Consider the following 19,233-nt stretch of genomic DNA (forward strand, 5'->3'; position numbering starts at 1 on the left):
GGCACAACGCCATTCATGCGTTGACGCGCGGCCCCAAGTTTTGCGAGGAGGAAAAGGAGATCGCGCAAAAGACGCTTGAGATCCTGGAAATCTTCCATCTGGGCGCGCAGCGCGACAAGCCCTGCAAGAGCCTTGCCTACGGAGACCAGCGCCGCCTGGAGATTGTCCGCGCGCTGGCGACAAAGCCCCGTCTTCTGCTCTTGGACGAACCGGCGGCAGGCATGAACTCGAATGAGAAAGAGCAGCTCATGGGGCTGATCCGGTTTATCCGGGAAAAATTTAATATCGCCATTTTATTGGTCGAGCACGACATGAACGTCATCATGGGCATTTGCGAGCGTGTTTGCGTGCTGGACTACGGGGTCAAGCTCGCGGAAGGCCTTCCGGAACAGGTGAGGTCGGACCCGAAAGTCATAGAAGCGTACCTTGGGCGCGCGGCAAAAAAATGAACACGGACCTGCTTGAGATAACGGATTTGAAGGTTGCCTACGGGGCTATCCTGGCCCTGCACGGCATATCATTGAAAGTCGGGCAGGGAAAGATAGTGACATTGATTGGCGCCAACGGCGCGGGCAAATCCACCACATTGAACGCCGTCAGTGGGCTCCTGCCGCTGAGCTCCGGCAGCATTCGTTATGACGGCGTTGAAATTGCCGCGCGACCCGCGCATGAACGCGTCGGTTTGGGACTGTCGCAGGTTCCCGAGGGACGGATGGTTTTTTCCAATCTCACGGTGCGCGAAAATCTTCTCATGGGTGCCTATTGCAGGAAGGACCAGAAGGAAATTTCGAAAGACCTGGAGTACATCCACGCGATTTTTCCGCGCCTGAAGGAAAGGGAATCGCAGATGGCGGGTACGCTCAGCGGCGGCGAGCAGCAGATGCTGGCCATCGGACGCGCGTTGATGGCCAAGCCCAAATGTTTGATGCTCGACGAGCCGTCGCTCGGCATCGCGCCGATTTTGGTGGAAACGATTTTTGAAAAGATCATCGAAATCAACCGCGAACTCGGGATCGGCATTTTATTGATCGAGCAGAACGCCAACCTCGCGCTGGAAATTTCGCACTACGGGTATGTACTGGAGACCGGAAAAATTGTCCTGGAGGGGGAATCTTCAAGCCTGCGCCGGAACGAGCAGGTGAAGAAATGTTATCTGGGCGGGTGAATGGAGGGACGAGCGCCGTCTCGTCCCATTTTTTTCGTGCCCACCTCGACAACCCATTCAAAACAGCGAAGATCCTCGCATATTCTGTGAAATGTTAATTTTGCATTTCTCCAGATCTGCCGGTTGGCATATCAACAAACTTTTCACCGTGGATCGATTCGCGAATTTTGACGCAATCATCACAAAGTCGAATCGTGGCCACGGCCTCGTCCGGTATTTTAGAATTTAATATGTGGTAATCACTGGTAGTTGCGTCGCCACAAACGGAATCTTGCGTCTGGACTTCGCCAATAAAATCTGTGAACGCGGCGAAGCGGATCCCACCATCCTCATCCTCCCCATCGAACAGGTAATCCTGGATATTTTCATTAAATGCGGCATGGAGGAAAATGCTGTCCTTCTTTTTGGACACGGTGATCATCTCGTCAACGGCAAAGCGTTTCAGCTCCTTAAAATCCACCGATCCGGCATCCCATCGAAATGCAATTTGCTGGGTTCCCCAATTGCAATCATACACAAACACATCAAAATATTTCTCCAGCACCTTCATCGGATCATGTTTGAAATCGCCCCAATGATAATCGACCCAGGCGGAAGATGAGTTTATCGTGATGTGTGAAGACAGCGCACCCACCTGAGTTCGCGCTTTCCCTGACAACCTTCTTCCGACGACGTGAAATTCGTAATGTTGGTATTCGCTCATCGAACCAAACTCCTTCTCAAATGTTTCATATTGGGGCGCAATTTGGCGGCTTATATGCCGTATTGCAAAAAACCTTGGGCGGGACGCCCAAGCTACGGCAACTGCCAATAGACGATGCGCCCGCAATTTTCGCAGAGGATCAGCTTTTGCCCGCCCTTGGCTTGCAGGATGGTTTGCTGGGTGAGTTTCATGTGGCAGCCGTTGCAGTTCGTGCCGTGTATGATGGGGACGACCGCAATGTCGCCCTTGCTTTGCAGAATCCTGCGGTAAAGCGAAAGGTCGGGCGCTGGGATTTGCTTTTCGAGCTCGGCGGTCTCTGCTTTTAAATCTTTTATCTGCTGCTCGAGCACGGCCTTTTTCTTGAGAAGTTCTTCGCGGCGTGTGGCGGCGACTTTTTCGTAGTCCTTGACCTTGGCGCCTTCCGTGACGATATCCTTTTGCGCCTGTTCGTATTGTTCCATGAGCGTCAGCTCTTTGTCCTCGGTCTGGCCGATCTCCTGTCGGGCGCGTTCGATCTCATGGCCGAGCGCCTGGTACTCGTCGTTCTTTTTCGTTTGAAATTGCTGCGTCTCGTATTTGTGGATCGAGTCTTCCTTGGATTTAACCGCCAATTCGAGCTGCTTCCGGTCGCTTTCGATCTGGCGGGCCTTGAGCTTCAGGTCCTCGAAATCCCTGGACTGGTGCGCCAGACGGTCGGCAATCACCTTTTCTTCGTGGGGGAGGATGTCGAGTTCCTTTTGGGAGCGTTGGAGGCGGATATCACGTTCTTGTAGGATGAGAAGCTGCTCCAGGTGCGCGGACATAGTCTGAAGCTAAGAAAGGAAAGCGCCCACGGCTAGAAGAAATTTCAGGAAGTTATGAATGCCAAAGGGGATGTCTATCCGCCACCTCCGCACGGAGAATAAACTCGTCCGAGTGGGATAAATTCCGCAAGCAACAGGCAACCGAACGCGAACAATTACAGCGTTTGCTGTCTGGAATTCACGGGCTTCTGTCCAAATGCTGGGAAAAACGTTGGATGAATCGATGTTTATATTAAATATATCCAAATATACTTGAAATCGAGTATAAATAGGTATATTTAAATACAAATGGATCCGATCAAAAACCCCTTTTCCCCCGGTGCCGGGTCGCCGCCTCCCGAGTTGGTGGGCCGCGACCCCATTCTCGAGCAAGCACGGATTTTGCTCGGGCGGGTCAGGCAAAAGAGGCCCGAGAAAAGCATGTTGCTGACCGGACTTCGCGGAGTGGGCAAGACGGTACTGCTCAATGAGATTGAGTACATGGCAAAAACAGCGGGATACCGGACTATTGCCATCGAAGCGCACGAAGACAAAACCCTCGGGCCGTTGATCGCTCCTCACTTGCGCACACTTCTTTATGATTTGAATCGAATGGCTGGAGCTGGGAACAAGGTCAAGCGGGGGCTAGCCGTCTTGGGGAGCTTCGTGGGCGCCCTCAAGCTTACGGTGGGAGATGTTACGTTTGGATTGGACATTGATCCGGAAAAGGGAGCAGCCGACAGCGGTGATCTGGAGATTGATCTGCCCAATCTTTTTGCCGCCGTTGCTGAAGCGGCCGAAGAGAGAAAGACTGCGGTGGCCGTGTTGATTGATGAAATTCAATACTTCAATCAGAAAGAACTCGGGGCGCTAATCATGGCAATGCACAAGATGCAGCAGCGGCAGCTTCCACTTGTGCTGTTAGGGGCCGGCCTGCCAATTCTTCCCGGCCTTGCAGGCGACTCCAAATCGTATGCCGAGCGATTGTTTAACTTTCCAGACATTGGCGCACTGTCGAAAGAGGATGCCGCAAAAGCGTTGCGCGATCCAACACGGTCGGCGGGAGTGAAATTTGAAGATCAGGCACTGGCAGAAGTATTTCGGTTGACGAAAGGCTATCCGTATTTTCTCCAGGAATGGGGCTATCAGTCATGGAATTTGGCGGAAGCCAGCCCGATTACGCTGAAAACCGTCAAGGGGGCCACCGCGAAGGTCATTCCTCGACTCGATCAGAATTTCTTCCGCGTGCGTTTTGATCGTCTGACTCCCAGCGAGAAGAATTTCCTGAGGGCCATCGCCGAACTCGGTTCTGGGGCTCACAGAACCGGTGATATCGCAGATAGCTTGAGGGTGAAGATCAGCACGTTGGGGCCGGTACGGGCCAAGTTAATCAAGAAAGGAATGATCTACAGTCCCGCGCATGGCGACATGGCGTTCACAGTGCCGTTGTTCAACGAGTTCATGATTCGGGCGATTCCAGAGTTCAAACCGTAATCATCGTCATTATGATTCCTTATCAAGTGTCTTGGTTTCGGCAATGGGTCGGGACAGGATCACGCTCGGGTAGTTTGTGCGCGGGCGCCAGTCGCATTCACCAACCACCTGATAGCCCCAGCGACGGTAAAACTCGATCAGGTCGGTCGCGGGAGCGGCTGTGTCGAGCGCGATGACCCGGCCGCCGTGCGCCGCCGCATAAGTCAGGGCGGCCTGGTGCAGACGACTGCCAATTCCCATGCCTTGAAACTGCGGTGAAACGGCAAACTGAAAAAGGGTCCAGGTGTCTGGATCGCGGAACAATTCAATAGGCGACTCAGGCTGGGGAGGGCGGACTGTAATCGTTCCGACAATTGCGCCGTTGAGCTCGGCGATCAAGCCGTGGCCGAGGGCAAAGCGTTTGGCGGTGTCTTCCGGAGTTTGGTGCGTGGCCCAGTAGCGAAGATCCTTGGCGGCGTGTTTGGAATAGGCGGCATGGATCAGCCCGGTCAGGGCTGCCATATCGTCAGTGGCAGAAAGGGGGCGGATCAGGATGAGGCCGTTGACCTCGGTCAGGTTCTGGTTCGGCTCGTTTTTCATTAATGGAGATTATTCGCGATCAATGAAACCCCATTTTCAAGGGACAATTATGGGGCAACTTTCTTGAGCAATCTTGCGCAGTAGTTGTTCAGACTGTCTCCTTCCTGCATGGCCCGGATGGCCAGAAGATGGTGAAGTTCCGATCCGACGCGCAACACAAATTTGCCGCTGTATTCTTTCGAGAAGCCTGGGGATGGAAGCGTCCTGCCTTCCTTGTTGTACAGATCAACCCACTCTTCGACGATCCTGCACAGTTGGCGATAGACGTTTTCTTCCTTTTTGCCATGACAACTGGGGCCGATCAGCGGAGGTGCGCTGCCAATAAAGCATTGGTCTTCCTCGCTCCATTCGACGACTTTGATGTAATCGCTGGCTTTGATCTTTTTCATTTGGCGCTCTCCTGGATTTTCCGTTTCACTTCCTTTTCCTGGTAGTGGCGGGCGTCATCGCCGGGTTGTCCAGACACCGTCACACGCAGCCCTTTCGGATGTTCATAATTACGATGGCTGCCATTGCCGCCTCGATTCACAAAACCCGCCCGTTCAAGGTCTGCAAGAAGCTGCCGTATCTTTCGTGGCGCAAAAAAGATAGTATCATAACGATACTATCAGGCAAGGGCAAAAAGGCCGTTTCGCTCCAAGACTGCCAAGCGCGCGAAGGAGGCGCCCGGCAAATTTAAACATCCGTGTTTATCCGTGCTATCCGCGGTTAAAATTTCCGCTTTCCGATATTTTTTTGCGCCACGTGATCAGAAACATCGGAAAATTCAAAATTCATGACAATGACGTGCGATGATATGATTTTGATATTCGCCATCGAGCTCACAGAAGTAGCCGCTCCAGCCCCAAACCCGGACGATGAGGTTTTTATGCCGTTCGGGATGTAACCGGGCGTCGAGCAGGGTTTCCTTGTTCAGAGTGTTTAATTGCAATTGCTGGCAGCCGAGCGTGGCAAAGGCCCGGACAAGTGCGCCTACTTTTGACAGGGCATCGTCTCCCCGGAAGACAGTATCGGACAACTCCATTGTGATCGGGCCTCCGTTGCAAATCCGGCGGAAGTCGATCGCGCTGAAGGTGCGCAGTTCGCTGAAAGGTCCGTCAATCAGAACACCCGGAGCCGGGGCGAGGCTGCAGCCGAAGTAGTCTCCTTCATGCCGCCCATCCGCTGTGGCGCCCACGGATGGTTCGAGCATTCCCTTTTTCTTCGCAAGCCAAATGTAGAACATCGCCGATCCCGATCCGGGGCGCACAATTCCTCCGCGTCCGTTGTCCGGGATGGCTTCGCAGGCGTCAGCGAACCAGTCGAAAAGATTTTTGAGCATGAGATCGGGCAGGTCATGATCGTTTCCCGACTTTTGGCAGTTCTGAAGTTTTTGGCGCAGGGTTGGGTTATTCTGAAAATCGGATTCCAATGCCATGAGCAGTTCCTTCCTGTCACAAGCGTCCTCATCGAAAACCAGGGTTTTGACGGCGGTCAGGGCATCGGCCGCGTTGGTCGAGCCGCTTCCGTGGATTCCGTAGTTGTAATATTTTGCCCCTCCGTTGTTGAAGTCCTTGCCTTTCTCAAGACAGCCTGTCATCAGCGCAGAGTAGTAAGGATTTGGAGGCCAAAATTTACTTGGTCTCTTGTCGTTGATGAACAAGTTGACCTGCTCCGCAATGTTGCTTTTGGTGAGTTCCAGTATTTTTTCAAATTCGGAATTCTCCGCCAACCCCTGACGGATGGCTTTGTCAACCGCTGCCGGGAAGGAGAGCGCGTTGATGTTCGGCACGTCCATTCCAGTACCCGGAATGATAAATTCCCAGCAGGCCGCCACGGTGTAATCCCGGGCGTCTTCCAAAGAATATTGATGCGCGACAAGGGCTGGTATGACGACATCGTCGTTTGAGTATTGGGGAAATCCCAGTCCCATACGGGTCAGCTTCGCCGCCTCCACGAGCAACTCGGGATTCGTTTTGCTTGTGACGCGAAGGTTCAGCTTCGGATCGATCATGTTAACGTCCCGGGAAACGCGCAGACACATCCATGTCAGCGGATTTTCGCCGGGAGAGCCGTCACGCTTCATGCCTCCGAGCATCAGCGACTGTCCATTGTCCCCCACCTGCACACCGGGATACAAATCGGAATCTTTGTTGAGCGATATGAAGAACTCCGCAAGAAGCTCCTCAGCCTGCTCCGTGGTGAGGCGTTTCGCATCAAGATCCATGCGCATATAGGGCCACATGTACTGGTCGAAACGTCCCAGCCCAACATGCATGGCCCCGCTCATCCATACTGCTGCATGAAGAATGCGAAGACTCTGCAATGCTTCATGAAAACCTCCGGGCTTTCCAGCAGGCACACGAGCAAGGATTGCGGCGACTTCCTCCATTCCCAGCGTCCTGGCTGCCTTGGCATATTTCTCGGTCAAAATCAAAACCGCATCAATGCTCTCGATTGCCGCATCCAGAAATTCCGTGGCCTGCACATCCCGCGCAAACCTCTTTCGCGCGGCCAGTGCCGCTTCCCTGCGTCCTAGAAGCCCCTGGGAAAGAGCCATGTCCCAATCGGCGCAAACATTCTCCATCGGGAAGCCGACACGAAGCCCTTCTTCCTCGCAGCGCTTCCGAATGTCCTCGGGAACCATCTGGTCCCCCGCATGAGGAAGCGTCCGGGCGAAGACAATCCGTTCATCCGGAAAGATGACGGGCGTTTCGGCTTCGCAGAACCGCAGAAGTTTTCGGGAAATACGCCGCGACCAGGAAAGGCCTTCTCTTTCGCATTCCTGCGTCACGTCAATCTTGTCTTCTCGACGCAGTTCATTGTAGGCGCCACCTGCCTTTCTCGTCCTCGCCTTGATCTCATTCAGCCGCTCATTCATAGGTTTCAATTGTTATGTTGGAATTGTTTCAAAGCGCTTTTGCGTGGATTCCGGCGTCCTTAAAAATCAATGTGTCGGCGCGGCATGGCTGTGACTCGTCCCAATCGGGCTTAAACTCCATTCCGCAAGCCTTGTATTTTCCTCCTGCAGCGCGATTGTAGGAAAGTAAATCCACTCGAACCAACCCGCGCTTTCCGCGCAAGAACCCGGCAATCGCCCTGAGGTTTTCCTCCGTATCAGTCACACCGGGCACCAAAGGCACCCGCACAACGAATGGAGTGTCCAGTGAACCCAATATCTCCAAGTTTCTTAAAATCGGCCCGTTATCCACCCCAGTGAAATGCCGATGCCGCTCAGGATTCATCACCTTCAAATCAAAATAAACCAACTGACAACGGGCCGCGACTTTTTCAAACACATGTGCGGGCGCGTAACCGGAAGTCTCTATAAGCACATGCACGAGGTCCAGCGGCGCTATCACATCCAGCAGAAAATCCGCCTGCATCAGCGGTTCCCCTCCCGAGAAGCTCACCCCGCCGCCCGAACTCCGGAAAATATCGGCCTGGCGATTCAACCGTTGCGCCAAATTCTCGGCAGTCCACACCCGGCCCGCAACACGGTCTCCCGATGCGCTGTGAAGAATCTCCGGGTACGTTTTTTGACCTTCCGGATTGTGGCACCACGCGCACCGCAATGGACATCCCTTGAGGAAAACTGTCGTCCGCAACCCCGGCCCATCGTGAACGGTAAACTCCCGGATGTCGAAGACCGTGCCTGTCTTCATCTCGCTGGGATTGGTTGCTCGAAGTTCCGCTCCGGCGGAACTGGCATTGCCCGGAATATTTCCCGCCGGCGTTTTGAGGGAAGGATCACATTGCGGCGAGTTCATTATATTGGATCTCATTAGTCCGGGACTAATTTTTGATAATAGAGCGTGATGGAATTATTAACAATGAGATGGAGCGTATTGATTTTTGAGAACCTTTGCTAAATTTACCCAGAGAAAATGATTTTTTGTGTTGGAAAATGAGATGTATTCCGAATAAAAAGCTAATACCCATACAAGTTGCGCTGATAGTGGAGACCTCGGTCATCCACAGACGCATCGTGGCTTTGTTCGCACTCCGGAAGAATCCGTCCTTTGGCGGACGTTAAACCTGTGCTCCTTTGCAGCGGTGAACAATGCACAGCTTTCACTTGCAATCCGGGGGAGAGCGGACACATTTCCCCCTTTATCCATCATGCCGACGCAGGAACAGATTCTGGAATCGCTCAAGCAGGTCAAGTATCCCGGGTTCAGCCGGGATATTGTATCCTTCGGGCTGGTCAAACAAATCGCCGTCGATGGCGGTGCGGTCCAGGTGTGGATGGAAGTCACGACGAGCGACCATCAAGTCCCCATCGTCATCCAGCAGGATTCCATTGCAGCTTTGAAGTCATTGCAGGGAGTCAAGTCGGTCGATGTGCAGGTCAAGACGGCAGCTCCGTTGAAGGCGGTCATGGGCGCGGGCGGCGCGCCGGTGCAACAAGGCATCCCCGGCGTCCGGCATATTCTTGCGGTGGCGAGCGGCAAGGGCGGGGTCGGAAAATCGACGGTGGCAGCCAACCTCGCTGCGGCGCTTTCCAAACAGGGATTGAAGGTAGGCCTTTGCGACTGCGATCTGTACGGCCCGAGCATCGGAATGATGTTTGGAACCCTGGAACGTCCGAAGGTGACCGAGGATGAAAAAATCCATCCGATTGAATCGCGCGGGTTGAGATTGATGAGCATGAGTTTCCTTGTGGAGGAAGAGGCGCCGGTGATTTTGCGGGGCCCGATGGTCACCCGCTACACCCAACAATTTTTGCGCAACGTGAATTGGGGCGATTTGGACGTGCTGGTGCTGGATTTGCCGCCGGGCACGGGCGACATTCAATTGACCATCGTGCAAACAGTGGCGTTGACGGGAGCGCTGGTGGTGACCACGCCTCAGGAAGTGGCGTTGATCGACGCGCGCAAGGCGGTGAAGATGTTCGAAAGGGTGAACGTCCCGATTCTGGGCATTGTGGAAAACATGAGTTACTTTATCTGTCCCGACAACGGGAGACGTTACGATATCTTTGGCACGGGGGGAGGGAAGCGCGAGGCGGGAAAGCTTGGGGTGCCGTTGCTGGCGGAAGTTCCGCTGGAAATGACGACGCGCGAGTCCGGGGATGCGGGGTTGCCAGTGGTCTTGGCGAAGCCTGAAACGGCGGCAGCGAAGGAGTTTATTCAGATGGCCGCAAAAATTAAATCGATTCTTGCGGCAACGGTGGTATAAGAAGTCATTGATGGAAAAGGACTTGCCCCCGCTGAATTGCGAGTTTGATTTAGTTGTCTAAAGCTTTAGCGGGATATACGATTGACAGAAACAGGGATTTTCGTGTGAATGAGGATGGTTACGTTTATGGCTTCTGGCTCTACTGATACGGAACAATATTTTAAGAATTCGGCCTTGTACCGCGAATTTCTCGCAGAGCGCGAAGAAATCCTGAAGCACAAGTGGATTGAAAGCGAGAAGGCCGGACACGATATTGGGTTTGAAAAAGCGTTGCTGGACTGGATAGTCAAGCATCGCTCCAGTTGGCGGAACGACAGGCAGCAGCCTCACGTTTGAGCTTGGTTAGGTTGGGAGCCTTTAATATGGCCCGGAGAGGCCATGAAGGGAGAAGTTGAAAAAGAAAGTTATTTTGGATGCGGCGGCCTTGGACCGCTCGCTGAGCCGTCTGGCTCATGAAATTCTGGAGCGCAGCCCCGAAAACGCGCCTCTCGGTTACATTGGAATTCACACCCGTGGCATTCACCTGGCTGAAAGGCTGGCCAGGCTGACGAAAAAAATTGATCCCGCGCGCCCGACCCTGCCGCTGGGGCAACTGGACATTTCCTTTCACCGGGATGACATGGGCCGCAACCTCGCGGCGCCCAAAATCACCGACATCCCGTTCAACATCGACAAGGAACTGATCATTCTGGTTGATGACGTGCTGTGCAGCGGACGCACAATCCGGGCGGCGCTCAACGCGCTGGTGGACCATGGCCGGGCGCAGGCGGTGCGCCTGGCGGTCCTGGTGGACCGGGGGCACCGCCAACTGCCGATCCGCGCGGATTTCGTGGGCAAAAACATCCCGACCGCGCCCGGCGAAAATGTCGTGGTGCATTTGAAAGAGGTGGACGGCGTGGATGAAGTCGTGGTGGAAGGAGGCGAGTCATGAAGTGGTCGCGAAAAGACCTGCTGGAGATCCGCAGCCTGAGCAAGGAAGAGATACTGCTCTTGCTCGACACGGCGGCCTCGTTCAAGGAAATTCTGCAGCGGCCTATCAAGAAGGTGCCGTCGTTGCGGGGCAAGACGGTGGTGAATTTGTTCATCGAGCCCAGCACGCGCACGCGGGTTTCGTTTGAGCTGGCGGCCCAGCGCCTGAGCGCGGACGTGGTCAGCATTTCAAAGGAAAGCAGCAGTTTCAAAAAAGGCGAGACGTTGAAGGACACGGCGTTGAATCTTCAGGCGCTCAATGCCGACTTCATCATCATCCGGCACAGCGCGGCGGGGGCGGCGCAATTTTTGGCGGACCGCTTGAAGACCTCGGTCATCAACGCGGGCGACGGCGCGCATGAGCATCCGACGCAGGCGCTGCTCGACACGTTCACGATCCGGGAAAAACTGGGCGATGTGGCGGGGAAACATGTGTTGATCGTGGGCGATATTTTATACAGCCGCGTGGCGCGTTCGAACATCTGGGCGCTGACGAAGCTTGGCGCGAAGGTAACGCTTGTCGGCCCGGCCACGCTTCTGCCGGATATTTTCAGGCAGATGGGCGTGGAAGTCGCCCATGACCTGGACGGGGTTTTGCCCGGCGCGGACGTGATCAATCTGCTGCGCATCCAGCATGAGCGGCAGCGCACGACCTTGTTTCCGTCCCTCGGCGAATATATTGCGGTGTATGGCTTGACCCAGGCGCGGTTCAAGCGTTGCAAGCCGGGGATCCTGATCATGCATCCGGGGCCGATGAACCGCGGGGTTGAAATCGACAGCGATCTGGCAGACGGCCCGAACTCGGTGGTGCTGGAGCAGGTGACCAACGGGTTGGCGGTTCGCATGGCGGTCCTTTATCTGCTGAGCGGCGGGTCCTTTTCCGAAACCGAGGGAATGAAATGAAAAAGGCCTATTTATTCAAAGGCGGCCGGGTGATCGATCCTGCCAATTCGGTGGATGAAATTCGCGATCTCAGAATCGAGGACGGCAGGGTGGTGAAGGAATTCAGCATGGCGGCGAAGCCGGAGGAAATCGACGTGAAGGGCAAGGTGGTTTGCCCGGGGTTGATCGACATCCATGTGCATCTGCGCGAGCCGGGGCAATCCGCGAAGGAAACAATCGAAAGCGGGACGCAAGCCGCGGCGGCCGGAGGTTTCACCTCGGTCGTGGCAATGCCGAACACATCGCCGCCGGTGGACGGCGTCAACACCGTGGCCTGGATTTTGGAGCGGGCGAAGGCGAAGGGCGTGGTCAACGTCTATCCGACGGGCTGCATTTCACAGGGGATGCAAGGCGAGCTGTTGGCGCCTATCGGATCGCTATGGAAGGCCGGGGTTGTCGCGATCACGGACGACGGGCGCTGCATCCAGAACAACGAGCTGATGCGGCACGCGCTGGAATACGCCAAAATGTTCAACCTGCCGGTGATGGACCACTGCCAGGACTATCCTCTTTCCGCCGACGGGGTGATGAACGAGGGGTATTGGTCCGCGGTCCTGGGCCTGAAGGGGTGGCCGGCGATTGCGGAGGAGGTCATCGTGGCGCGCAATGCGCTGCTGGCCGAACTGACCGGCTGCCATGTGCATTGCCAGCATGTGACCACGGCGGGCGCGGTGCGGATCATCCGCGAGGCCAAGGAACGGGGCGTTCCGATCTCGGGTGAGGTTTGTCCGCATCATATTTGCCTGACAGATGAGAAGCTGCAAAATTACGATTCAAATTTCAAGATGAACCCGCCGTTGCGCACGCCGCGGGACATCAAAGCCCTGCTGGACGGGGTGAAGGACGGGACGATTGAGTATCTTGCCAGCGACCACGCCCCGCACTGCAATTACGAGAAGGAAGTCGAAATCGACGACGCGCCGTTTGGCGTTGTGGGTTTGGAAACCGAACTGGCGTTGTTCCACACGCACCTGGTGCTGGCGAAAGTGCTCACCCTGCAGCAGATGATCGAGCGCCTCACCGTAAAGGCTGCGGAGCTTCTTCACCTGCCGAAAGGCACGTTGCAGGTGGGGGCGGAGGCCGATGTGACGGTCTTCGATCCTGCGTTGAAATGGACGGTGGACAAGGCGAAGTTTTTGTCTAAATCCCATAATACTCCTTTTCATGGCATGGAGCTGACCGGGCGCGCCGTCATGACGATGGTGGGGGGCCGGTTGGTCTGGACGCTGGAGAAGGGGATTCTGTGATGGATAAAGTGAGGGGTATGACCTCCCAAAGGCCGAATTAACATGTCACTGGCGATATTAGCATTGGAAGACGGCGCGGTGTTTCGCGGCGTGTCGATCGGCGCGGAAGGAACGAAAACCGGCGAGGTTTGTTTCAACACCTCGATGACCGGCTACCAGGAAATTCTGACGGACCCGTCTTATAAAGGCCAGATCGTCACGCTGACCTATCCCGAGATCGGCAATTACGGCATCAATGAAGCCGACGTGGAGTCGGGGCGCCTGCATGTGAGCGGCCTTGTGGTGCGCGAACTTTCGCCCGTGGCCAGCAATTTCCGCAGCCAGAAGGATCTTTCAACCTATCTCAAGGAGAACGGGATTCCCGGCATCCAGCACATTGACACGCGGGCGCTCACGAAAAAGTTGCGCGTCACCGGGGCGATGAAGGGTGTGCTGACCACGAAGAACATTTCGGATGCGGAGGCGGTGAAGATCGCGCGGGAATGGCAGGGGTTGTTGGGGGTCGATTATGTGAAGGAAGTCACCTGCCGGGAGGCGTTTCACTGGGACCCCGAGGGCCGGCAGCGGGCGACCTGGCATGACAATCACGAACTGGAACGCGATCCCGCATTGGGCGCTGTTCCGGCGGCGAAATATAAAATTGCGGCCTATGACTTTGGCATCAAGTACAATATTTTGCGGCGCTTGCGGGAGCAGGGTTTTGACGTGACGGTGGTTCCGGCGACGGCCACTGCCGCGGAGGTTTTGCGGCTGGACCCGGACGGGATTTTTCTGTCGAACGGCCCGGGAGACCCGGCGGCGCTGGGTTACGCTCATAAGGCTATTAATGAATTGCTAGGCAAGAAGCCGTTGTTTGGCATTTGCCTGGGGCACCAGATCCTGGGGCACGCGCTGGGGGGCCGGACGTTCAAGCTGAAGTTCGGCCACCGCGGCGGCAACCAGCCGGTGAAGGACCTTCGCAGCGGCCAGGTGAGCATTACGGCCCAGAACCACGGATTCGCGGTCGATACCGCGTCGCTGGACGCCTCGAAGGTCGAGGTGACGCATGTCAATTTAAACGATGGCACCTGCGAGGGGATGCGGCACAGGGAAGTGCCGGCTTTCTCAGTGCAATACCATCCGGAAGCATCTCCGGGCCCTCATGACGCGAATTATTTTTTCGCGGAATTCAGGAATGAGGTTGAAAGGCACCGCTTAAACCGCTAGTATTGCATTTTTACATATTCATCGGATTGGAAATAATCATGCCACGCCTCATTGTTAAATCGCCCGAATTTGAAGGGCAAATCTTCGAGCTCAACGGAACGAAATTGACCGTCGGGCGGACGGAAGATAACTCCATCCACATCCGGCATCCCAGCGTGTCCAGCCATCATGCCGAACTGCGGCTTGAAGGGGGCGACTACAAGCTGGTGGATTTGAATTCGACGAACGGCACCCGTGTGAATGATGAGCGCGCGACCGAGACCATGCTGCGCAACCAGGACCTGGTGATGTTTGGCAATATTTTGCTCGCCTATCAGACCGAAAATGTCATGAGCGCACCGCCGCTGCCGGGCGTCGCGTCACGGGTCCGCCTGGCCGCGGGTGGCGCTACGTCGTGTCCGGCAACGTTTGTCAATCTGGCGCCGTTTCCCAGGAAGCGGATGGGGACAGGCGGGTTTCCGGTGCTGATTTTGTTGGGGGTTTTGATTGCGCTGGGTGGCGCCGGCTATCTGGCCTATCAAATATTCATGGGTTGAATCCACGAACACATTTTTCACCGCGAAGAACGCAGAGGAAAAACAAGGTTTAACGCAAAGCCGTCCGCCAGAGGACGGATTCGTCCGGAGTGCGAACAAAGACGCAATTTTACCTTTACACACGAGTTTCCATGCAACTCCGACATGAGTCGCGAGTAAAAAGCGTCCGCCGTGGCGGACGCACTCCAAAATTTCCGGTTCAAAGTTCCACGCCGAGACTTCTCAAGTGGTCGATGACCTGAGATTGGCTCAAGCCCTCTATTTCCAACACCTTGCGCCTGGAGCTCTGGCCCGAAACCAGCCGCACCTGTCGGCGGGGGACTTTGAAGGTTTCGGCCAGGAATCGGAGCAGGGCGTCGTTGGCGGCGTTATCGACCGGGGGCGCCTGGAGCGCGATTTTCAGGTTGTGATCGTGCAGGCCGAGGATTTTGTTCCGGGAAGCGCGGGGACAGAGGTAAATGGCGAGCTGGCAGCCGGCAGGGGTTTCGGAAATATTCAGAAAAATTACGGTAAGATGTTGACAGTTATTCCTAAAATACCTAGAACACTCGTTCCTCGAATTGTCAAACTTGGAGTGTGCCCTGATGCCACTTCAGGTGTTTTTAGCAATTTGGGGGCGGTGTTGCAATTATTTTCGGGTTGGAAGGATTGTGGTACTTCGGCCTGCCCACGTAGCTCAGTTGGTAGAGCACGTCCTTGGTAAGGACGAGGTCGACGGTTCAATCCCGTTCGTGGGCTCGTAAATAATTGAAATGCCGACGGGTCCCGGGAAGGGCCCAAGTAAAAATTAGAACAAATGTAAGGAGCAGTTTCTAAAGGAGGAAAACCCGCCGGCCCAAGCCGGTTTGATTAGAACTTAAAGGAGCATTATGGCTAAAGAAGCATTCACAAGAAATAAACCGCACGTCAATATCGGCACCATCGGACACGTGGACCATGGAAAAACGACACTGACGGCCGCCATCACAACAATTTTGTCCAAGAAGGGTTTCGCTGAAGCGCGCGATTATTCCTCCATTGATAACGCTCCTGAAGAAAAAGAGCGCGGCATTACGATCAACACCACGCACGTCGAATATCAGACGGAAAACCGCCACTACGCGCACGTGGATTGCCCCGGCCACGCCGATTATGTGAAGAACATGATCACCGGCGCCGCCCAGATGGACGGAGCCATTCTGGTTGTCAGCGCCGCTGACGGCCCGATGCCCCAGACCCGCGAGCACATCCTCCTGGCCCGCCAGGTCGGCGTTCCGGCCCTGGTCGTTTTCATGAACAAGGTTGATATGGTCGATGATCCGGAATTGCTGGATCTGGTGGAACTCGAAGTCCGCGAGCTTTTGACCAAGTATGAATACCCCGGCGACACGATCCCGATTGTGAAGGGTTCCGCCTTGAAGGCCCTCGAATCCGGCGATCCCGCCAGCGAATACGGCAAACAGATCCTCGAACTGATGAAGGCCGTGGATGATTACATCCCGATGCCCGAGCGCGCGAAAGACAAACCGTTCCTCATGGCGGTTGAAGACGTGTTCAACATCGCAGGTCGCGGCACAGTAGCCACCGGTCGTGTGGAACGCGGCGTGCTGAATCGCAACGAAGAAATTGAAATTGTCGGCATCAAGCCCACCGTGAAAACGGTTGTGACCGACATTGAAATGTTTCGCAAGATCCTGGACAGCGCGGAAGCCGGCGACAACGTCGGTGTTTTGCTGCGCGGTGTGAAGAAGGAAGACGTCGAGCGCGGCCAGGTTCTGGCCAAGCCGGGTTCGATCACCCCCCACACCAAGTTCAAAGCGACGGTTTATGTGTTGAGCAAGGATGAAGGCGGCCGTCATACGCCGTTCTTCAACGGGTACCGCCCCCAGTTTTATTTCCGCACGACGGACGTGACGGGCGTGGCCAAGCTCAAAGAAGGCGTTGAAATGGTGATGCCGGGCGACAACGTGGATTTGGAAGTCGAGTTGATCACCCCGATCGCCATGGAGCAGCAAATCCGTTTTGCCATCCGTGAAGGTGGACGAACAGTCGGCGCCGGTCGTGTGACCGAGATTATCGCCTGAGCGGTCCTATTGCGGCTTGAATTTGGGATGCCAAACTCCGGATTTTCCGGGGTTTGGCTTTCCCGTCAGGAGAAGTATTAATAAAGGGCAGTAGCTCAATTGGTAGAGTAGCGGTCTCCAAAACCGTCGGTTGGGGGTTCGATTCCCTCCTGCCCTGAGTCACTGTGCTATTTGAAATGAAGTCATTAATGATTGGAGACAACCTGGTGCTGACGGTGGTGGTCTATGGCCTGATCCTTCTGGTTTTGGGCCTTGGCCTTGGATACCGGAGCCAGATCGCCAAATTTTTCGGCGAAGTGAAGTCGGAACTGGCGAAATGCACCTGGCCGTGGGACCCGGAACAGACGGGCCTGCGCAAGTACAAGATGCTCATCGACTCCACGGTGATTGTTTGCATCACCGCATTGTTATTGGCGGGGTACACGACGGGCTTTGATTTTGTAATTACGAATTTGATCAGCGGTCTGACCAAGCTGGTGGTCCGCATTTGAAGACATTGGAATGAACGACGAAAACACAACCTCGCAGCCGTCCCTGGAAACCCAGGCAGAGCCGCCCGCACAGAAGCATCCCTCCCAGTGGTTTGCGCTCCATGTGCTGTCCGGCCAGGAAAGCAACGTGTTCAAGCACATGAGCAGCCGCCTGCGCTCCGAGGAAATGGGCGATTATATTTACGAGATCATCATCCCGACGGAGCGCGTTTCGGAAGTCAAGCGCGGCAAAAAGATCGAGACCGACCGCAAGTTGTATCCCGGTTACGTTTTCGTGAACATGCATTTGCTGGATGAAAACAAGGAATTGGTCGGCAAGACTTGGTATTTCGTGCGGGAAACCCCCGGAGTGATCGGCTTTGCCAACGGCGAAAACCCGATTCCGATGCCGCAGAGCGAAGTGGATGCGATGCTGGCCCAGGTGCGCGAAAAAGAAGACAAAGTCGTGCCGAAGATTCTGTTCACCCTTGGCGACCGCGTTCGCGTGGGCGACGGGCCGTTCGAGGGCCAGGAAGGCGTGATTGAGGGAGTGGATGAAGCCCGTGGCCGCGTGCATGTGGCCGTCAGCATTTTCGGGCGCTCCACCCCGGTGGAACTGGAATATTGGCAGGTTGAAAAAATCTAACAATTCAGATTTGGAATTTCGGACTTAAATTTGGAACAAGATTATGGCTAAGGAAATTGTCGCACAGATCAAATTGCAGATCCCGGCCGGGCAGGCAAACCCGGCGCCTCCGGTCGGCCCCGCGCTGGGGCAGGCGGGCGTGAACATCATGGCGTTCTGCAAGGAATTCAACGCCAAAACGCAGAAGGAAGCGGGCAATATTTTGCCCGTCGTCATCACCGTTTACAAGGACAAGTCGTTCACTTTCATCACCAAATCGCCCCCGGCGGCGGCGCTTTTGAAAAAGGCGGCCAATATCGCCTCGGGTTCGAAGGAGCCGAACAAAATCAAGGTGGGCAAGGTGACCCGCAAACAGGTGCAGGAGATCGTCAAAGTCAAGATGAAGGATTTAAACGCCCGGTCCGAGGAAGCCGCGTTCCGCATTATTGCGGGTACCGCGCGCCAGGCAGGCATTGAAATAACAGATTAATTTTTTACGACGGGATCCGGCCGGGCGGCCGTTCCCTGCAGTAGGAGACCCGCGGGTAACCAAGGGTCGATTGAACTACAAAGGAAAAAGAAAGACCATGGCAACCAAACGCAGCAAACGATATAAAAAGGCGGCGGAGCTGATTGATAAAAAGAAAAGCTACGCCCTCAAGGACGCGGTACAGCTTTTGAAAAAGCTGCCGTCCGGAAAAAGCGACGAAACGGTAGAACTCAGCTTCAACCTCGGGGTGGACCCGCGCCAGAGCGACCAGATGGTGCGCGGCACGGTGGCGCTGCCCAACGGTTCGGGCCAGAAAGTGCGCATCCTGGTGTTCGCCAAAGGCCAGGCCGCGGACGCAGCCCGGAACGCCGGAGCAGATTACGTCGGTTTCGAGGACTTGATCAAAAAGATCAATGAGGGATTCCAGGATTTCGATGTGGCTGTGGCCACTCCCGAAGCGATGATTGAGGTTCGGAAACTCGGCAAGGTGCTCGGACCCCGCGGACTGATGCCCAACCCGAAGACCGGCACGGTCACGGAGGACACGGCCAAGGCGGTGCAGGAATGCAAGGCGGGCCGCGTCGAATTCAAAATCGACAAGACATCCAATATTTCGGTGGTTTGCGGCAAGATTTCATTTGATGAGGCCAAGCTGGAACAGAATGTGGCGGCGGTATTGCAGGCTGTCAGCCGTGCCAAGCCATCGAGCTCGAAGGGCCGCTACATTCAAACCTGCGTGCTGTCCTCAACCTATTCGCCCGCCATATCGGTGGATGCGGAATCTGTGGCGGCAGCCAACTAA

22 protein-coding genes and 2 tRNA genes are annotated in these 19,233 nt (G+C 55.3%); 17 read left to right on the plus strand and 7 right to left on the minus strand.

Features of this window, described 5'->3' with window-relative positions; genetic code table 11:
- Both PHD76_01410 and PHD76_01415 read left to right on the plus strand, forming a co-directional pair.
- The coding region (locus PHD76_01410) for an ATP-binding cassette domain-containing protein (GenBank protein MDD5260484.1) at positions 1 to 449 on the plus strand (449 nt) is incomplete at its 5' end.
- A complete protein-coding gene (locus tag PHD76_01415) occupies positions 446 to 1,165 on the plus strand; it encodes an ABC transporter ATP-binding protein (protein MDD5260485.1) in 720 nt (239 codons plus the stop codon). The genes PHD76_01410 and PHD76_01415, both read left to right, overlap by 4 nt.
- Before the next feature lie 94 nt (positions 1,166 to 1,259).
- Here PHD76_01415 and PHD76_01420 read toward each other — a convergent pair whose 3' ends face one another.
- Together PHD76_01420 and PHD76_01425 are read right to left on the minus strand one after the other, a co-directional pair.
- Positions 1,260 to 1,868: a hypothetical protein gene (locus PHD76_01420; GenBank protein MDD5260486.1), complete on the minus strand. Its 609-nt coding sequence runs from the start codon at positions 1,866 to 1,868 to the stop codon at positions 1,260 to 1,262.
- Between the two features lie 92 nt (positions 1,869 to 1,960).
- Complete coding sequence (locus PHD76_01425) at positions 1,961 to 2,671, minus strand: C4-type zinc ribbon domain-containing protein (GenBank protein MDD5260487.1); 711 nt, start codon at positions 2,669 to 2,671, stop codon at positions 1,961 to 1,963.
- Between the two features lie 288 nt (positions 2,672 to 2,959).
- On the opposite strand from PHD76_01425, the gene PHD76_01430 reads away from it, so the two are divergent.
- A complete protein-coding gene (locus tag PHD76_01430; GenBank protein ID MDD5260488.1) occupies positions 2,960 to 4,144 on the plus strand; it encodes an AAA family ATPase in 1,185 nt (394 codons plus the stop codon).
- A 9-nt stretch (positions 4,145 to 4,153) separates the two neighbouring features.
- Here the strand turns inward: PHD76_01430 and PHD76_01435 are convergent, their stop codons facing one another.
- The 5 genes from PHD76_01435 to PHD76_01455 all read right to left on the minus strand — a co-directional run bounded on the left by PHD76_01435 (position 4,154) and on the right by PHD76_01455 (position 8,472).
- On the minus strand, positions 4,154 to 4,723 hold the full coding sequence (locus tag PHD76_01435; protein ID MDD5260489.1) for a GNAT family N-acetyltransferase: 570 nt from the start codon (positions 4,721 to 4,723) through the stop codon (positions 4,154 to 4,156).
- A 47-nt stretch (positions 4,724 to 4,770) separates the two neighbouring features.
- Positions 4,771 to 5,112 carry a toxin-antitoxin system HicB family antitoxin gene (locus PHD76_01440; protein ID MDD5260490.1) on the minus strand — a complete coding sequence of 114 codons (342 nt, stop codon included), beginning with the start codon at positions 5,110 to 5,112 and terminating at the stop codon, positions 4,771 to 4,773.
- The gene (locus tag PHD76_01445; GenBank protein ID MDD5260491.1) at positions 5,109 to 5,291 is read right to left on the minus strand and encodes a type II toxin-antitoxin system HicA family toxin; all 183 of its coding nucleotides are present in this window, start codon (positions 5,289 to 5,291) and stop codon (positions 5,109 to 5,111) included. The genes PHD76_01440 and PHD76_01445 overlap by 4 nt, the downstream gene beginning before the upstream one ends.
- A gap of 198 nt (positions 5,292 to 5,489) precedes the next feature.
- Positions 5,490 to 7,583: a pyruvate formate lyase family protein gene (locus PHD76_01450; GenBank protein ID MDD5260492.1), complete on the minus strand. Its 2,094-nt coding sequence runs from the start codon at positions 7,581 to 7,583 to the stop codon at positions 5,490 to 5,492.
- Between the two features lie 28 nt (positions 7,584 to 7,611).
- The gene (locus tag PHD76_01455; protein MDD5260493.1) at positions 7,612 to 8,472 is read right to left on the minus strand and encodes a radical SAM protein; all 861 of its coding nucleotides are present in this window, start codon (positions 8,470 to 8,472) and stop codon (positions 7,612 to 7,614) included.
- Between the two features lie 352 nt (positions 8,473 to 8,824).
- Here PHD76_01455 and PHD76_01460 point away from each other — a divergent pair, with 352 nt between their 5' ends.
- From PHD76_01460 to rplA, 14 genes are all read left to right on the plus strand, one after another.
- Positions 8,825 to 9,883: an Mrp/NBP35 family ATP-binding protein gene (locus tag PHD76_01460; GenBank protein MDD5260494.1), complete on the plus strand. Its 1,059-nt coding sequence runs from the start codon at positions 8,825 to 8,827 to the stop codon at positions 9,881 to 9,883.
- 126 nt (positions 9,884 to 10,009) lie between these two features.
- Entirely contained in the window at positions 10,010 to 10,219 is a 210-nt protein-coding gene (locus tag PHD76_01465) for a hypothetical protein (GenBank protein MDD5260495.1), read from the plus strand.
- Between the two features lie 55 nt (positions 10,220 to 10,274).
- Entirely contained in the window at positions 10,275 to 10,814 is a 540-nt protein-coding gene (gene pyrR, locus PHD76_01470; protein MDD5260496.1) for a bifunctional pyr operon transcriptional regulator/uracil phosphoribosyltransferase PyrR, read from the plus strand.
- Positions 10,811 to 11,755, plus strand: coding sequence for an aspartate carbamoyltransferase catalytic subunit (locus tag PHD76_01475; protein ID MDD5260497.1), 945 nt, complete (start codon positions 10,811 to 10,813; stop codon positions 11,753 to 11,755). Before pyrR ends, PHD76_01475 begins: the two co-directional genes overlap by 4 nt.
- A complete protein-coding gene (locus tag PHD76_01480) occupies positions 11,752 to 13,041 on the plus strand; it encodes a dihydroorotase (protein MDD5260498.1) in 1,290 nt (429 codons plus the stop codon). The genes PHD76_01475 and PHD76_01480 overlap by 4 nt, the downstream gene beginning before the upstream one ends.
- Before the next feature lie 42 nt (positions 13,042 to 13,083).
- Complete coding sequence (gene carA / locus PHD76_01485; protein MDD5260499.1) at positions 13,084 to 14,247, plus strand: glutamine-hydrolyzing carbamoyl-phosphate synthase small subunit; 1,164 nt, start codon at positions 13,084 to 13,086, stop codon at positions 14,245 to 14,247.
- A 38-nt stretch (positions 14,248 to 14,285) separates the two neighbouring features.
- On the plus strand, positions 14,286 to 14,783 hold the full coding sequence (locus PHD76_01490; protein ID MDD5260500.1) for an FHA domain-containing protein: 498 nt from the start codon (positions 14,286 to 14,288) through the stop codon (positions 14,781 to 14,783).
- A gap of 665 nt (positions 14,784 to 15,448) precedes the next feature.
- Positions 15,449 to 15,521: transfer RNA gene (locus PHD76_01495), tRNA-Thr, on the plus strand.
- Positions 15,522 to 15,652: 131 nt separating this feature from the next.
- Positions 15,653 to 16,846, plus strand: a complete 1,194-nt coding sequence (gene tuf / locus PHD76_01500; GenBank protein MDD5260501.1) for an elongation factor Tu — start codon at positions 15,653 to 15,655, stop codon at positions 16,844 to 16,846.
- An 84-nt stretch (positions 16,847 to 16,930) separates the two neighbouring features.
- Positions 16,931 to 17,003: transfer RNA gene (locus tag PHD76_01505), tRNA-Trp, on the plus strand.
- 31 nt (positions 17,004 to 17,034) lie between these two features.
- Positions 17,035 to 17,337 (plus strand): preprotein translocase subunit SecE, encoded by a 303-nt coding sequence (gene secE, locus PHD76_01510; GenBank protein ID MDD5260502.1) that lies wholly within the window; start codon positions 17,035 to 17,037, stop codon positions 17,335 to 17,337.
- A 10-nt stretch (positions 17,338 to 17,347) separates the two neighbouring features.
- Positions 17,348 to 17,962, plus strand: a complete 615-nt coding sequence (gene nusG / locus PHD76_01515; protein MDD5260503.1) for a transcription termination/antitermination protein NusG — start codon at positions 17,348 to 17,350, stop codon at positions 17,960 to 17,962.
- 43 nt (positions 17,963 to 18,005) lie between these two features.
- On the plus strand, positions 18,006 to 18,431 hold the full coding sequence (gene rplK / locus PHD76_01520) for a 50S ribosomal protein L11 (GenBank protein MDD5260504.1): 426 nt from the start codon (positions 18,006 to 18,008) through the stop codon (positions 18,429 to 18,431).
- A gap of 97 nt (positions 18,432 to 18,528) precedes the next feature.
- A complete protein-coding gene (gene rplA, locus PHD76_01525) occupies positions 18,529 to 19,233 on the plus strand; it encodes a 50S ribosomal protein L1 (GenBank protein MDD5260505.1) in 705 nt (234 codons plus the stop codon).

It is taken from the genome of Candidatus Methylacidiphilales bacterium (assembly GCA_028713655.1).
Classification (GTDB): Bacteria; Verrucomicrobiota; Verrucomicrobiia; order Methylacidiphilales; family JAAUTS01; genus JAQTNW01.

Coding starts and splice junctions, on each gene's coding strand:
- PHD76_01415 (MDD5260485.1), top strand. CDS start 446: ATGAACACGGACCTGCTTGAGATAACGGATTTGAAGGTTGCCTACGGG.
- PHD76_01420 (MDD5260486.1), bottom strand. CDS start 1,868: ATGAGCGAATACCAACATTACGAATTTCACGTCGTCGGAAGAAGGTTG.
- PHD76_01425 (MDD5260487.1), bottom strand. CDS start 2,671: ATGTCCGCGCACCTGGAGCAGCTTCTCATCCTACAAGAACGTGATATC.
- PHD76_01430 (MDD5260488.1), top strand. CDS start 2,960: ATGGATCCGATCAAAAACCCCTTTTCCCCCGGTGCCGGGTCGCCGCCT.
- PHD76_01435 (MDD5260489.1), bottom strand. CDS start 4,723: ATGAAAAACGAGCCGAACCAGAACCTGACCGAGGTCAACGGCCTCATC.
- PHD76_01440 (MDD5260490.1), bottom strand. CDS start 5,112: ATGAAAAAGATCAAAGCCAGCGATTACATCAAAGTCGTCGAATGGAGC.
- PHD76_01450 (MDD5260492.1), bottom strand. CDS start 7,583: ATGAATGAGCGGCTGAATGAGATCAAGGCGAGGACGAGAAAGGCAGGT.
- PHD76_01455 (MDD5260493.1), bottom strand. CDS start 8,472: ATGAACTCGCCGCAATGTGATCCTTCCCTCAAAACGCCGGCGGGAAAT.
- PHD76_01460 (MDD5260494.1), top strand. CDS start 8,825: ATGCCGACGCAGGAACAGATTCTGGAATCGCTCAAGCAGGTCAAGTAT.
- PHD76_01465 (MDD5260495.1), top strand. CDS start 10,010: ATGGCTTCTGGCTCTACTGATACGGAACAATATTTTAAGAATTCGGCC.
- PHD76_01475 (MDD5260497.1), top strand. CDS start 10,811: ATGAAGTGGTCGCGAAAAGACCTGCTGGAGATCCGCAGCCTGAGCAAG.
- PHD76_01480 (MDD5260498.1), top strand. CDS start 11,752: ATGAAAAAGGCCTATTTATTCAAAGGCGGCCGGGTGATCGATCCTGCC.
- carA (MDD5260499.1), top strand. CDS start 13,084: ATGTCACTGGCGATATTAGCATTGGAAGACGGCGCGGTGTTTCGCGGC.
- PHD76_01490 (MDD5260500.1), top strand. CDS start 14,286: ATGCCACGCCTCATTGTTAAATCGCCCGAATTTGAAGGGCAAATCTTC.
- tuf (MDD5260501.1), top strand. CDS start 15,653: ATGGCTAAAGAAGCATTCACAAGAAATAAACCGCACGTCAATATCGGC.
- secE (MDD5260502.1), top strand. CDS start 17,035: ATGATTGGAGACAACCTGGTGCTGACGGTGGTGGTCTATGGCCTGATC.
- nusG (MDD5260503.1), top strand. CDS start 17,348: ATGAACGACGAAAACACAACCTCGCAGCCGTCCCTGGAAACCCAGGCA.
- rplK (MDD5260504.1), top strand. CDS start 18,006: ATGGCTAAGGAAATTGTCGCACAGATCAAATTGCAGATCCCGGCCGGG.
- rplA (MDD5260505.1), top strand. CDS start 18,529: ATGGCAACCAAACGCAGCAAACGATATAAAAAGGCGGCGGAGCTGATT.